Below are 12,487 nucleotides of genomic sequence, written 5' to 3'. Positions count from 1 at the left end.
GTCGGCACGGTCTGGTGACAGCATGGGTCCCGTGAGTGTCGCCCCCGCAGAGATCGAACGGACCGAGTCGAGCGAGGCCCCCTTCGAGGTGCCGTCCCCGGACGTTCCCTGGGTGACTGTCGTCCACAACGACCCGGTCAATCTGATGAGCTACGTGACCTACGTCTTCCAGGCGTACTTCGGTTATCCGAAGGACAAGGCCACCAAACTCATGCTCGACGTGCACCACAAGGGCCGCGCCGTGGTCTCCAGCGGCACCCGCGAGGAGATGGAGCGCGACGTGCAGGCCATGCACGGCTACGGGCTGTGGGCCACCCTGACGCAGGACCGCTGAGGCCGCGAGACCACCGAGAAGACCACCGAGCCCCTGAGGGACGGCTGATACCGACATGCCCGGCTACTTCCAGACCGCCGCCGCAGGCGGCGCCGCCGTCGCGCTCGACGAGGTCGAGATCTCCATCCTGCGCAGCCTGGCCGTGCAGCTCCTGGAGCTGATCGGCCCCGGCGACGCCGCCGACGGCGCCGAACCGGCCGACCCGCTGGCCGAGCTGTTCGCCGAGGGCCCCACCCGGCCCCCGCAGGACCCGGCGCTCGCCCGGCTCTTCCCCGACGCCTACGAGGAGGAGGCGGACTCCTCGGACTTCCGCCGCTACACCGAGAACGACCTGCGCACCCGCAAGCGCGGCGACGCGCTCGCCGTCGTCCGCAGCCTCGACGCGCTGACCCCCGGCGGCGACGGGGGAGCGGTGCTCAGCCTCGACGCGGAGCAGGCGCGCCGGTGGCTCGGCACCCTCAACGACCTGCGGCTGACCATGGGGACCCGGCTGGAGGTCAGCGAGGACGAGGACAGCGAGCTGTACCGGCTGCCGGACTCCGACCCGCGCAAACCGCTCGTCATGGCCTACCTCTGGCTCGGGGCGCTCCAGGAGAGCCTCGTGGAGACCCTCATGCCGTGATCCGGGGGGCGTCCGTTCGCTCAGACGACGCTCAATTCCAGATAACGATCACGTCACCGCAGCGGACCGCATTCCCATTCGGCGCACCTTTTGTCCGCTTCTTCCTGTGCCATGTGCCACATTTGCGCTGCGTGCCCGGCGCACACCCCGTGATACGAATCCTCGACCACCGGCCGTGACGCCACCCCTGTCCCGGTCGGTCGCGTGGCCGGCTGACCCCGGCGTGCACCTCCACCATCCGGGGGGATCGGAACCCGATCCGGGCCGTCGCGGCCGGACGGGCATGGAGAAAGGCACAGCACCATGACCTCGACGCAGGTCGAGCAGTACGAATCCGGCGACGGCGCCACGGGGGCCGCGCCGGAAGAGGGCTACAAGCGGGGACTCAGCGCCCGTCAGGTCCAGATGATCGCCATCGGCGGCGCCATCGGCACCGGCCTGTTCTACGGGTCCAGCAAGGGCATCGCCGCCATCGGGCCCAGCCTGATCGCCTGTTACACGGCCGCCGGCATCGTGATCTTCTTCATCATGCGGGCCCTCGGCGAGCTCCTCACCTACCGCCCCACCTCCGGCAGCTTCGCCGACTACGCCCGTGAGTTCTTCGGGCCGTTCGCCGGCTTCGCCACCGGCTGGTCGTACTGGGCCCTATGGGTCACCGCCTGCATGTCCGAGGTCACCGTCGCGGGTGCCTACATCAACTTCTGGTGGCCGTCGGTCCCCGTCTGGTCCACCGCCGCGGTCGCCCTCGTGGTGCTCTTCGTCGGCAACCTCGTCTCGGTCAAGATCTTCGGCGAGCTGGAGTTCTGGTTCTCCACGATCAAGGTCACCGCGATCGTCGCGATGATCGTCATCGGCGTCGGCATCCTGACCTTCGGCTTCTCCTCCGCCGGCGACACCGCATCCGTCACCCACCTGTGGGCCGACGGCGGCTTCGCCCCCAACGGCGCCTGGCAGGCCATGCTCGCCATGCAGGGCGTGATCTTCGCCTACCTCGGCGTCGAACTGGTCGGCATCACCGCGGGCGAGGCCGAGAACCCCAAGCAGACCCTGCGCAAGGCGATCAACACCCTGCCGGTCCGCATCGGCATCTTCTACGTCGGCACGCTGATCGTCCTGCTGTCGGTCTTCTCCTGGACCAAGTACACCGCGGGCGTCAGCCCCTTCGTCCAGGTCTTCGCCCAGGTCGGCATCCCCGGCGCCGCCGGGATCATGAACTTCGTGGTCCTCACCGCCGCCCTGTCCTCCTGCAACTCCGGCATCTACTCCACCGGCCGCATGCTGCGCGGCCTGGCCGTCAACGGCGAGGCGCCCAAGGCCGTGGCCAAGCTCAGCGACCGGCAACTCCCGCTGCCCGCGCTCGTCATGTCCACCCTCTTCATGGGCATCGGCGTCATCGTCAACGTCGTCTCCCCGGACAAGGCGTTCGTCTACATCACCTCCGTCGCCACCTGCGCCGGCCTGTGGACCTGGATCGTGATCCTCGCCGCGCACCTGCGCTACCGCGCCAAGGTCCGCGCCGGGCTGCTGCCCGCCGCCGACTTCCGGATGCCGGGCGCCCCGGTCACCAACTGGATCGCCATCGTGGCGCTGCTCTCCGTCGTCGTCCTCATGGCGACCGACGCAGACACCCGCCTCGGCCTGTACGTCTGGCTCGTCTGGTCGGCCCTGCTCGGCATCGGCTACGCGGTCCTCAAGCGGCGCACCCCCGGCGACCCCGCCCTGGCCCTCGCCCAGGAGTAGTCCCGGGCCCGGCGTCTCAGCAGGTGACCGCCGTACAGCCGTACGGCGGTCACCTTCTCTATCCTGACGACCATGCTGACCATCACCCGTGCCCTGCACGACGCCCTCGTCGCCCACGCCCGCGCCGACCACCCGGACGAGGCCTGCGGCGTGATCGCGGGTCCGGCCGGCAGCGGCCGGCCCGAGCGGCACATCCCGATGCTCAACGCGGCCCGCTCGCCCACGTTCTACGAGTTCGACTCCACCGACCTGCTCAAGCTCTACCGGGAACTCGACGACCGCGACGAGGAGCCGGTGGTCATCTACCACTCGCACACCGCCACCGAGGCCTACCCCTCGCGCACCGACATCTCCTACGCCAACGAGCCCGGCGCCCACTACGTACTGGTCTCCACCGCCGACACCGACGGCGCCGGCCCCTTCCAGTTCCGCTCGTTCCGCATCGTGGACGGCGAGGTCACCGAGGAGCCGGTGGAGGTCGTCGACCCGTCCATCTGAGACGCGACGGTCCGTATCCTGGGACGACCGTCTCTGGGGCCCGGGGGGAATCGATACGATGAGCCCATGGTTTCCCACGACGTGAGCGACAGGGCGCCGGGCACGCTGCTCGTGGCGCGGCTGCACGTCGACCTGTGCCGCCTCGCCAGCGCGGCATGTACGTGCGCCTGAGCACCGTCAGCCCGCGCAACCCCGCTTCCCGCCGTACTCACGCACCCACTGGAGCCGACGCATGGCCATCGAGGTCCGCATCCCGACCATCCTCCGCACGTACACCGACGGCGCCAAGGCCGTCGAAGGCAGCGGCAGCACTGTCGACGAACTCCTCGCCGACCTCGACACCCGCCACACCGGCATCCGCGAGCGCATCGTCGACGGCGGCGAGCTGCGGCGCTTCGTCAACGTCTACCTCAACGACGAGGACGTCCGCTTCCTGGACGGCATCGCCACCAAGCTCACCGACGGCGACAGCGTGACGATCCTCCCCGCGGTCGCCGGCGGCAGCGGCCTGCCGGCCGACCGCGTCGGCGGGCGCTGATGCGGTACGACAGCCCGCTGGCAGCCGTCGGCAACACCCCGCTGGTACGGCTGCCGCGCCTGTCACCCTCCGGCGAGGTGTCCGTCTGGGCCAAGCTGGAGGACCGCAACCCCACCGGCTCGGTCAAGGACCGCCCGGCGCTGCACATGATCGAGCAGGCCGAGCGCGCCGGCCGGCTCACCCCCGGCTGCACGATCCTCGAACCCACCTCCGGCAACACCGGCATCTCGCTCGCCATGGCGGCCCGGCTCAAGGGCTACCGCATGGTCTGCGTCATGCCCGAGAACACCTCGTCCGAGCGGCGCGAACTGCTCACGATGTGGGGCGCCGAGATCATCCCCTCCCCGGCCGCCGGCGGCTCCAACACCGCCGTCCGCGTCGCCAAGGAACTGGCCGCCGAGCACCCCGACTGGGTGATGCTCTACCAGTACGGCAACCCGGACAACGCCGGCGCCCACTACGCCACGACCGGCCCGGAGATCCTGACCGACCTCCCCTCCGTCACCCACTTCGTCGCCGGGCTCGGCACCACCGGCACCCTCATGGGCGTCGGCCGCTACCTGCGCGAGAAGGTCCCCGGCGTGCAGATCGTCGCCGCCGAGCCCCGCTACGACGACCTCGTCTACGGACTGCGCAACCTCGACGAGGGCTTCATCCCCGAGCTCTACGACGAGTCCGTCCTCACCACCCGCTTTTCCGTCGGCTCCGAGGACGCCGTCCGCCGCACCCGCGAACTGCTCCAGCAGGAGGGCATCTTCGCCGGTGTCTCCACCGGAGCCGCCCTCCACGCCGCCCTCGGCGTGGCCCGCAAGGCCGAACGCGCCGGGGAGCGCGCCGACATCGTGTTCGTCGTCGCCGACGGCGGCTGGAAGTACCTGTCGACCGGCATCTACACCGCCGCGTCCACCGAGGCGGCCGTCGCCGCCCTGCACGGCCAGCTCTGGGCCTGATCCTCCCCCCACGGCGCCCTCGCCCCGCCGGACTTCCGGCGACGAGGGCGCCGTACTGGTGATTCCGCCCACAACGGGGCTCCGCAGAGGAGCACGCGCACGCCGTGCGCCTTACGCTCAAGAGCACATGGCGGGTCGCTCCCGCCCCTCCCCCCTCCCCCTGCGGAGCGGGGGCGTCGTGGCGCGCCAACGCAAGACCCCCGGAACAATCCACGGAGGTTTCTGCACATGAAGCTCACCGTCGTCGGCTGCTCGGGGTCGTTCCCGTCCGCGGAATCGGCCTGCTCGAGCTACCTCATCGAGGCCGACGACTTCCGGCTGCTCCTCGACATGGGCAACGGCGCCCTCGGCGAGCTGCAGCGCCACTGCGGTCTGTACGACCTCGACGCCATCCTGCTGAGCCATCTGCACGCCGACCACTGCATCGACATGTGCGCCTACTTCGTCGCGCGCTACTACCGCCACGAGGGCGGCCCCGCCCACGCCATCCCCGTCTACGGGCCCGAGGGCACCGAACGGCGGCTGGCCAGCGCGTACGGGGACGTGCCCGACGAGAAGTGCATGAGCGAGGTCTTCGACTTCCGCACCCTCGAACCCGGCACCTTCCGCCTCGGCCCCTTCACCATCACCGCGGACGTCGTCAGCCACCCCGTCGAGGCGTACGGCTTCCGTGTCGAGCACGCCGGTCGCGCCATCACCTATTCGGGGGACACCGGTCCCTGCGACGCGCTGCTGACGCTCACCGAGGGCACCGACCTCTTCCTGTGCGAGGCCTCCTTCACGCACGGCAAGGAGGACATCCCCGACCTGCACCTCAACGGCCGCGAGGCCGGCCAGTACGCGGACCGCGCGGGCGCCGGGCGGCTGCTGCTCACCCACATCCCGCCGTGGACCGACCCGCGGACCAACCTCGAGCACGCCCGCGAGGTCTACGACGGCCCGGTCGAGGTGGCGAAGGCCGGCGCGGTCTACGAGGTCTGAGCGCCCCCGCCCGAAGCAGCACGAAGCCCCCGGAACCAGACCTTCGGTTCCGGGGGCTTCGTCGTGTGCCGCGCCGGCGCTACGCCTTGACGAGGTCCTCGTTCTCCTCCTCGGGCTCGCGGCCCGGGGTGGGGAGGTTGAACTTGGTGATCGCGAAGCGGAAGACCACGTAGTAGATCACCGAGAAGACGAGCCCGATCGGGATGATCAGCCACGGCTTGGTCGACAGGTTCCAGTTGAGCAGGTAGTCGATGGCGCCGGCCGAGAACGTGAAGCCCGCATGGACGCCGAAGGCCCAGGTCACGGCCATGGACAGCGCGGTGAGCACCGCGTGGATCGCGTAGAGCAGCGGCGCGATGAACATGAACGAGAACTCGATCGGCTCGGTGACACCGGTGACGAAGGAGGTCAGCGCGAGCGAGATCATCATGCCCATGACGGCCTTACGGCGCTCCGGACGGGCCGTGTGGGCGATGGCCAGGGCGGCGGCCGGGAGGCCGAACATCATGATCGGGAAGAAGCCGGTCATGAACTGCCCGGCACCCGGGTCGCCGGCGAAGAAGCGGGTCAGGTCGCCGTGGACGACGGTGCCCGCGGAGTTGGTGAAGTCACCCAGCTGGAACCAGGCCACCGAGTTCACGAACTGGTGCATGCCGATCGGGATCAGCGCACGGTTGATCAGACCGAACAGCGCGGCGCCGACAGAGCCGAGACCGGTCATCCACTCGCCGAAGTTGCTGATGACCTCGCCGATGGGCTCCCAGACCAGACCGAAGAACACGCCGACCAGGACGCCGACGAAGGCCATGATGATCGGCACGAGGCGGCGGCCGTTGAAGAAGCCGAGCCAGTCCACCAGCTTCTTGCGGTGGTAGCGCTGCCACAGGACGGCGGCGAGCAGACCCATGATGATGCCGCCGAGCACACCGGGGTTGTTGTAGGTGGCGGGGATGTCCGCGCCGGCCTGGATCTTGGCCTCGGTGACCGGGAAGGCCTTCAGGACGTTGCTGTAGACCAGGAAGCCGACCAGTGCGGCGAGGGCCGTCGAGCCGTCGGCCTTCTTGGCGAAGCCGATGGCGACGCCGATGCAGAACAGCAGCGGCAGGTTGTCGAACACGGCGCCGCCGGCGGTGGCGAACACCGAGGCGACCTTGTCCCAGCCGAGGCCGTCCGCGCCGAAGACGTCGGGCTGGCCGAGACGGAGCAGAATGCCCGCCGCCGGCAGGACGGCGATCGGCAGCTGCAGGCTGCGGCCGACCTTCTGCAGGCCTTGGAAAAGGCCGGAGCCCCGCTTCTTCGCTGCGGGGGCCGCCGATGCGGTGGCGGTTGTCATGGGGGGTCCTCCTGGTCTAAACCACCGAGTGGTGTAGACCAGTATTAAATGTAAGCGACGCGTCAAGGAAAGGCTCCTCCGGTGTGGTCTAGACCACACTCCTGAGCGTGGCGCCCCCGCTACGCCTTGACGTTGCCCCGCTCCATCTCCTCCGCGACCTCCTCCGGCTCGCGCCCCGGCGTCGCCAGGTCGAACCTGGTGATCACGAAGCGGAAGAGCACGTAGTACACCGCCGCGAAGACCAGCCCGATCGGGACGATCAACCAGGGCTTCGTCGCCAGGTGCCAGTTGATGACGTAGTCGATCAGCCCCGCCGAGAAGCTGAAGCCGTCGTGCACGCCCAGCGCCCACGTCACCGCCATCGACACCCCCGTCAGCACCGCGTGGATCGCGTACAGCGCCGGCGCGATGAAGAGGAACGAGTACTCGATCGGCTCGGTGATGCCCGTCACGAACGAGGTCAGCGCCACCGACAGCATCAGGCCCCCGACCTCCTTGCGGCGGCCCGGGCGGGCGCAGTGCGTGATCGCCAGCGCGGCGGCCGGCAGGGCGAACATCATGATCGGGAAGAAGCCCGAGGTGAACTGCCCGGCCGTCGGGTCACCCGCCAGGAAACGCGTGATGTCCCCGTGCACCACCGTCCCGTCCGGCTCGGTGAAACTGCCGAACTGGAACCACACGAAGACGTTGAGGAACTGGTGCAGCCCCACCGTCAGCAGCGCCCGGTTCGCCACGCCGAAGATCCCCGCCCCGTACGAGCCCAGGTCCGTGAGCCACTGGCTGAAGGCGGTGAGCCCGGCACCGACCGGCGGCCAGACGAACACGCACAGCACCGCGAAGACGATCGCGACGAACGCCATGACGATCGGCACCAGCCGGCGCCCGTTGAAGAAGCCCAGCCAGTCCACCAGCCTCGTGCGGTGGTAGCGCTGCCAGAAGAACGCCGTCAGCAGCCCGATCACGATCCCGCCGAACACCCCCGGGTTCTGGTACGCCGCCGGAGCCGCCGCCGACGGCGTCCCCGGGGGGATGCACGCCCCGCTGATGGTGCTCGTCGCCAGGAACTCCGTCCCCGGCGGGCAGTCCTGCGGGAACTGGTGCAGCACCCCGTAGTAGACGAGGAAACCCGCGACCGCCGCCAGCGCCGTCGAACCGTCCGACTTCTTCGCCATCCCGATCGCGACACCCACCGCGAACAGCAGCGGCAGCCCCAGCGAACCGTCCAGCAGCGCCCCGCCCGCGCCGTCGAAGACCCTCGCCACGTTGTCCCAGCCCAGGCCCTTCGGGCCGAAGACGTCGTCCTGGCCCAGCCGGTTCAGGATGCCCGCCGCCGGCAGCACCGCGATCGGCAGCTGCAGACTCCGTCCCATCTTCTGCAGGCCCTGGAACAGGACACCGCTCCACTTCCGGCTCGGACGCGGGGCGGCTGCGGCGGCGGCGTCCGGACCCATGGGACTACCTCCCGGCAGGTAATGTGGTGTAGACCAGTTGCGGCACGGCTGCGTCACCCATGCATCCCCGCAAAAGCGGTCCGCCACTGCATTACGGTGTGAAATCGGACCGAACGGCCGAGACCAACCAGGAGTACAGATGGCCAGCAAGGCAGAGAAGATCGTCGCCGGGCTCGGCGGACTCGACAACATCGAAGAAGTCGAGGGCTGCATCACCCGTCTCCGCACCGAGGTCAAGGACGCCTCGCTCGTCGACGACGCCGCGCTCAAGGCCGCCGGAGCGCACGGCGTCGTCAAGATGGGCAACGCGATCCAGGTCGTCATCGGCACCGACGCCGACCCCATCGCCGCCGACATCGAGGACATGATGTGACCCGGCGCTGACCGCCGGGGCCACCCCCACCTCACCCGCAAGGGGCCCGTTCCCGGACCGGCACGGGCCCCGGGCCGCGCTACGACTAGGCTCGACGCCATGTCTCGTATCGACGGCCGCACCCCCGAAGAGCTCCGCCCCGTCACCATCCAGCGCGGCTGGAGCAAGCACGCCGAAGGATCCGTCCTCGTCTCCTTCGGCGACACCAAGGTCCTCTGCACCGCATCCGTCACCGAGGGCGTCCCCCGCTGGCGCAAGGGCAGCGGCGAAGGCTGGGTCACCGCCGAGTACGCCATGCTGCCCCGCGCCACCAACACCCGAGGCGACCGCGAGTCCGTCCGCGGCAAGATCGGCGGCCGCACCCACGAGATCTCCCGCCTCATCGGCCGATCCCTGCGCGCCGTCATCGACTACAAGGCGCTCGGGGAGAACACCGTCGTCCTCGACTGCGACGTCCTCCAGGCCGACGGCGGCACCCGCACCGCCGCCATCACCGGCGCCTACGTCGCCCTCGCCGACGCCGTCACCTGGATGCACGGCCGCAAGCTCGTCCGCGCCAAGGCCCAGCCCCTCAGCGGCACCGTCAGCGCCGTCAGCGTCGGCATCATCGACGGCGTCCCCATGCTCGACCTCTGCTACGAGGAGGACGTCCGCGCGGAGACCGACATGAACGTCGTCTGCACCGGCGACGGCCGCTTCGTCGAGGTCCAGGGCACCGCCGAGGGCCAGCCCTTCGACCGCAAGGAACTCAACAGCCTCCTCGACCTCGCCGTCGCCGGCTGCGCCGAACTCGACGCGCTCCAGCGCGCCGCCCTCACCGACCTCGAACAGATCACCAAGAACTGACAAAGAGCACGTCTGCAAAACGCAACCCGAGGACGGCGCGGTGCGTATGTAAAGGTATGCACCCACGCACCCGCCGCCTCGCGGCGCTCGCCACCGCGGCCGCCCTCGGCACCACCGTCCTCATCGGCTGCAGCGCCGTCGACGCCGTCGACAAGGCCCTCGACTGCGCCAACGTCGCCGCCCAGGTGGCCACCGACGTCCAGAACCTGCAGAACGCCGTCAGCAACGCCGGCAACAGCCCGCAGGACGCCGCCAACGCCCTCGACCAGATCGCCGCCGACCTCGCCGACCTCGGCGACAAGACCGGCAACGCCGACGTCAACACCGCCGTCGGCGACCTCCAGCAGGCCGTCGAGAACGCACAGAAGGCCGCCGAGAACGGAGACGTCCCCGACATCACCCCCGTCGCCGACGCCGCATCCGAACTCTCCAAGGTCTGCACCCCCGGCTGACGGGATAATCGGACCATGCCGCACACCCGCCTGGTCCTCGCCACCCGCAACGCCCACAAGGTCGCCGAACTCCACGCCATCCTGGCCGACGCCGGACTCGGCGTGGAGCTCGTCGGCGCCGACGCCTACCCCGAGATCCCCGACGTCCGCGAAACCGGCGTCACCTTCGCCGAGAACGCCCTCCTCAAGGCCCACGCCCTCGCCCAGGCCACCGGCCTCCCCGCCGTCGCCGACGACTCCGGCCTCTGCGTCGACGTCCTCGGCGGCGCCCCCGGCATCTTCTCCGCCCGCTGGGCCGGCAAGCACGGCGACGACCGCGCCAACCTCGAACTCCTCCTCGCCCAGCTCTCCGACATCGACACCCCCCACCGCGCCGCCCACTTCATGTGCGCCGCCGCCCTCGCCCTCCCCGACGGCACCGAACGCGTCGTCGAGGGCCGCCTCCTCGGCACGCTGCGCTTCGAGCCCCACGGCGCGAACGGCTTCGGCTACGACCCGATCCTCCAGCCGCTCGGCGAGTCCCGGACCTGCGCCGAACTCACCGCGGAGGAGAAGAACGCCATCAGCCACCGCGGCCTGGCCTTCCGGGGCCTGGTGCCGGTGGTGCGGGACCTGGTGGGGTGACATGACGAAGGGGCGCGGCATCTTGGAGATGCCGCGCCCCCGGCGGTGGGCCCGGTGGGACTCGAACCCACGACACACCGGATCTAAACCGGCGTCCTCTTGGCCAGCTGGGATACGGGCCCGCGGCGCCACTCTACTTGGTGGGGGAGCCCACCTGCGCGGGTACGGTGCCGGAGACTGCGCGGCCCGCGAAGCCGGCGGTCTGGCTGTGGCACGAGGGGCACAGATATCGGAGGTTGCCGATCCGGTTGTCCAGTCGGTCGCCGTTGACGTGATCGATCTCGAGCGTGATCGTCAGCCCCTGCCATGCCGGGCCCGTGCCGCAGGCACCGCATTCATAGGGCACGCCCTTCTCCTGGAGCGCGCGGTGCAGCATGCGCCGACCGGTACGCGGGCTGCCGGGGGCGAGCAGCCGCAGGATCTGCTTTGCCGATTTGCGGCGCGTGGAGGGGACGCCGCGAGCGTGCGCCTGACCCGTGAAGTGCGCCGTCGACAGCCCCCGCTCCGAGATGAGGCTCTTGAGCCGCCTCCTGGTCGTCCCGTTGTCCGGCAGGTCCAGGAGGCGAACGACGCCCGCGAGGCTCGTCGACCCGGCGACGGCCGCACACAGCCGGTGCACGTCGATGGGCCGTTGTTCCTTGGCGACCGGTCGCGCGAAATGGGAGGTGTCGATCCCGAAGTGGGCGAGTCGGCGCTCGATGTGCCGGTAGGCACTGTCGTACGGAGGCACGTCAAGGTGTTCCAGGATTTCGCGGATGGACCGGCAGCGGGCCGCGGCATCCTCCAGGACCGACCTCGTGTACCTGCGGGCTGGTCTGCTGGGCAGCGCTTCGTCGACGAAGTGTTCCGTGTCGATGCCGTAGTGCCGGAGTCGCTCCTTCAGGTAACCCAGCGGGCCGCTGCCGAGGGGTTGGCCGAGGCGCGTGAGCATGTCCACGAGACTGCGGGACCGGGCAGCGCAGGCCGTGAGCGAGGTGCGGGTGTAGCCCGGACTGTCGTAGAGACGGGACATCTAGCGCACCGCCCCACGGCGCTTGCGGCCCCGGTAAGTGTCGGTGGCCGCGTGGCAGTTCGGGCAGAGCAACCGCAGGTTCTCAGGCCGGTTGTCCCACCAGTCCCCGTTGATGTGGTCGACCTCCAGGCGCAGTGGCGCACCGTTCCACACCGGTCCGGTGCCGCACATAGCGCACAGGTCCTTGAGCCCTTGGCGGAGCAGGTGTCTGCGCAGACGGTCGCTCTGGATCCGCCCGTCGTTCGGTGTGCCGAGTACCAGTCGGTCGCTCAGTGACCGCCTCGGGCGGCGGGCACCGCTGTTCGGCGTGAAATGTGAGGTGTCGATTCCCAACCGCGCGATGCGGCGCCCGATGTGCGCCTGATTGCCGCCGACCGGACTGACGCCCAGGCGTCTCACGACCTCGGCGATGCTGGTCGACTCGCCAACGATGGCGCGCAACCGGCGTTCGGTGTGGCGGATTCCCTCGGGCTCGAAGTGCGAGCAGTCGACGTCCCAGGCGCTGATGAGCTTGCGCAGGTAGGCGCGGCTGCCGTTGGTGGGCGTTCCCCCGAGCCTGGTGATCACGTCGGAGAGCGACCTGCATTGGGCGGCGGCCTCTTCGAGGAGTTCGCGTGTGTATCTCGCAGTCACATATCCCCCATGCGATCGTGTGTTGCACTTTCGCACGTTTTAACGACCCGTTCGTACGACGGTTACGCCGACCGGGATACGCCGAAGGGCGCCCGGAACG

At 69.8% G+C, this 12,487-nt stretch carries 16 protein-coding genes and 1 tRNA gene; 12 read left to right on the top strand and 5 right to left on the bottom strand.

What is annotated here, in order from left to right; translation table 11 throughout:
• The first annotated feature begins 22 nt into the window (after positions 1 to 22).
• From clpS to ABZ312_RS24905, 8 genes are all read left to right on the top strand, one after another.
• Positions 23 to 334, top strand: coding sequence for an ATP-dependent Clp protease adaptor ClpS (gene clpS, locus ABZ312_RS24940; protein ID WP_499512084.1), 312 nt, complete (start codon positions 23 to 25; stop codon positions 332 to 334).
• A gap of 55 nt (positions 335 to 389) precedes the next feature.
• Entirely contained in the window at positions 390 to 956 is a 567-nt protein-coding gene (locus ABZ312_RS24935; protein ID WP_499512083.1) for a DUF2017 domain-containing protein, read from the top strand.
• Between the two features lie 303 nt (positions 957 to 1,259).
• Positions 1,260 to 2,696: an amino acid permease gene (locus ABZ312_RS24930; protein WP_500331283.1), complete on the top strand. Its 1,437-nt coding sequence runs from the start codon at positions 1,260 to 1,262 to the stop codon at positions 2,694 to 2,696.
• A 72-nt stretch (positions 2,697 to 2,768) separates the two neighbouring features.
• Positions 2,769 to 3,194 (top strand): M67 family metallopeptidase, encoded by a 426-nt coding sequence (locus tag ABZ312_RS24925; RefSeq protein WP_500331285.1) that lies wholly within the window; start codon positions 2,769 to 2,771, stop codon positions 3,192 to 3,194.
• A 66-nt stretch (positions 3,195 to 3,260) separates the two neighbouring features.
• Positions 3,261 to 3,365 carry a putative leader peptide gene (locus ABZ312_RS24920; protein WP_500359501.1) on the top strand — a complete coding sequence of 35 codons (105 nt, stop codon included), beginning with the start codon at positions 3,261 to 3,263 and terminating at the stop codon, positions 3,363 to 3,365.
• A 61-nt stretch (positions 3,366 to 3,426) separates the two neighbouring features.
• Positions 3,427 to 3,732, top strand: a complete 306-nt coding sequence (locus ABZ312_RS24915) for a MoaD/ThiS family protein (RefSeq protein WP_499512079.1) — start codon at positions 3,427 to 3,429, stop codon at positions 3,730 to 3,732.
• A complete protein-coding gene (locus ABZ312_RS24910; protein WP_499512078.1) occupies positions 3,732 to 4,682 on the top strand; it encodes a PLP-dependent cysteine synthase family protein in 951 nt (316 codons plus the stop codon). The genes ABZ312_RS24915 and ABZ312_RS24910 overlap by 1 nt, the downstream gene beginning before the upstream one ends.
• A gap of 228 nt (positions 4,683 to 4,910) precedes the next feature.
• Positions 4,911 to 5,663, top strand: a complete 753-nt coding sequence (locus ABZ312_RS24905) for an MBL fold metallo-hydrolase (RefSeq protein WP_500331291.1) — start codon at positions 4,911 to 4,913, stop codon at positions 5,661 to 5,663.
• A 79-nt stretch (positions 5,664 to 5,742) separates the two neighbouring features.
• On the opposite strand, the gene ABZ312_RS24900 is transcribed toward ABZ312_RS24905, so the two are convergent.
• The gene (locus ABZ312_RS24900) at positions 5,743 to 6,996 is read right to left on the bottom strand and encodes a PTS transporter subunit EIIC (RefSeq protein WP_500331293.1); all 1,254 of its coding nucleotides are present in this window, start codon (positions 6,994 to 6,996) and stop codon (positions 5,743 to 5,745) included.
• A gap of 119 nt (positions 6,997 to 7,115) precedes the next feature.
• Positions 7,116 to 8,447: a PTS transporter subunit EIIC gene (locus ABZ312_RS24895; protein WP_500438831.1), complete on the bottom strand. Its 1,332-nt coding sequence runs from the start codon at positions 8,445 to 8,447 to the stop codon at positions 7,116 to 7,118.
• A 139-nt stretch (positions 8,448 to 8,586) separates the two neighbouring features.
• Here ABZ312_RS24895 and ABZ312_RS24890 point away from each other — a divergent pair, with 139 nt between their 5' ends.
• The 4 genes from ABZ312_RS24890 to rdgB all read left to right on the top strand — a co-directional run bounded on the left by ABZ312_RS24890 (position 8,587) and on the right by rdgB (position 10,742).
• On the top strand, positions 8,587 to 8,820 hold the full coding sequence (locus ABZ312_RS24890) for a PTS sugar transporter subunit IIB (protein ID WP_499512074.1): 234 nt from the start codon (positions 8,587 to 8,589) through the stop codon (positions 8,818 to 8,820).
• 99 nt (positions 8,821 to 8,919) lie between these two features.
• The gene (gene rph / locus ABZ312_RS24885; RefSeq protein ID WP_500331297.1) at positions 8,920 to 9,666 is read left to right on the top strand and encodes a ribonuclease PH; all 747 of its coding nucleotides are present in this window, start codon (positions 8,920 to 8,922) and stop codon (positions 9,664 to 9,666) included.
• Between the two features lie 56 nt (positions 9,667 to 9,722).
• A complete protein-coding gene (locus ABZ312_RS24880) occupies positions 9,723 to 10,118 on the top strand; it encodes a hypothetical protein (RefSeq protein WP_500359503.1) in 396 nt (131 codons plus the stop codon).
• A 15-nt stretch (positions 10,119 to 10,133) separates the two neighbouring features.
• Positions 10,134 to 10,742 carry an RdgB/HAM1 family non-canonical purine NTP pyrophosphatase gene (rdgB, locus tag ABZ312_RS24875; protein ID WP_500438830.1) on the top strand — a complete coding sequence of 203 codons (609 nt, stop codon included), beginning with the start codon at positions 10,134 to 10,136 and terminating at the stop codon, positions 10,740 to 10,742.
• A 46-nt stretch (positions 10,743 to 10,788) separates the two neighbouring features.
• On the opposite strand, the gene ABZ312_RS24870 is transcribed toward rdgB, so the two are convergent.
• The 3 genes from ABZ312_RS24870 to ABZ312_RS24860 form a co-directional block, all read right to left on the bottom strand.
• Positions 10,789 to 10,864: transfer RNA gene (locus tag ABZ312_RS24870), tRNA-Leu, on the bottom strand.
• A gap of 11 nt (positions 10,865 to 10,875) precedes the next feature.
• Positions 10,876 to 11,754 (bottom strand): HNH endonuclease signature motif containing protein, encoded by an 879-nt coding sequence (locus ABZ312_RS24865; protein WP_500331303.1) that lies wholly within the window; start codon positions 11,752 to 11,754, stop codon positions 10,876 to 10,878.
• A complete protein-coding gene (locus ABZ312_RS24860; RefSeq protein ID WP_500438829.1) occupies positions 11,755 to 12,387 on the bottom strand; it encodes an HNH endonuclease signature motif containing protein in 633 nt (210 codons plus the stop codon).
• Positions 12,388 to 12,487: the final 100 nt, after the last annotated feature.

Source organism: Streptomyces sp. NPDC006207, from assembly GCF_040613835.1.
Taxonomy (GTDB): domain Bacteria; phylum Actinomycetota; class Actinomycetes; order Streptomycetales; family Streptomycetaceae; genus Actinacidiphila.
This window is presented reverse-complemented; position numbering and strand designations above follow the sequence as displayed.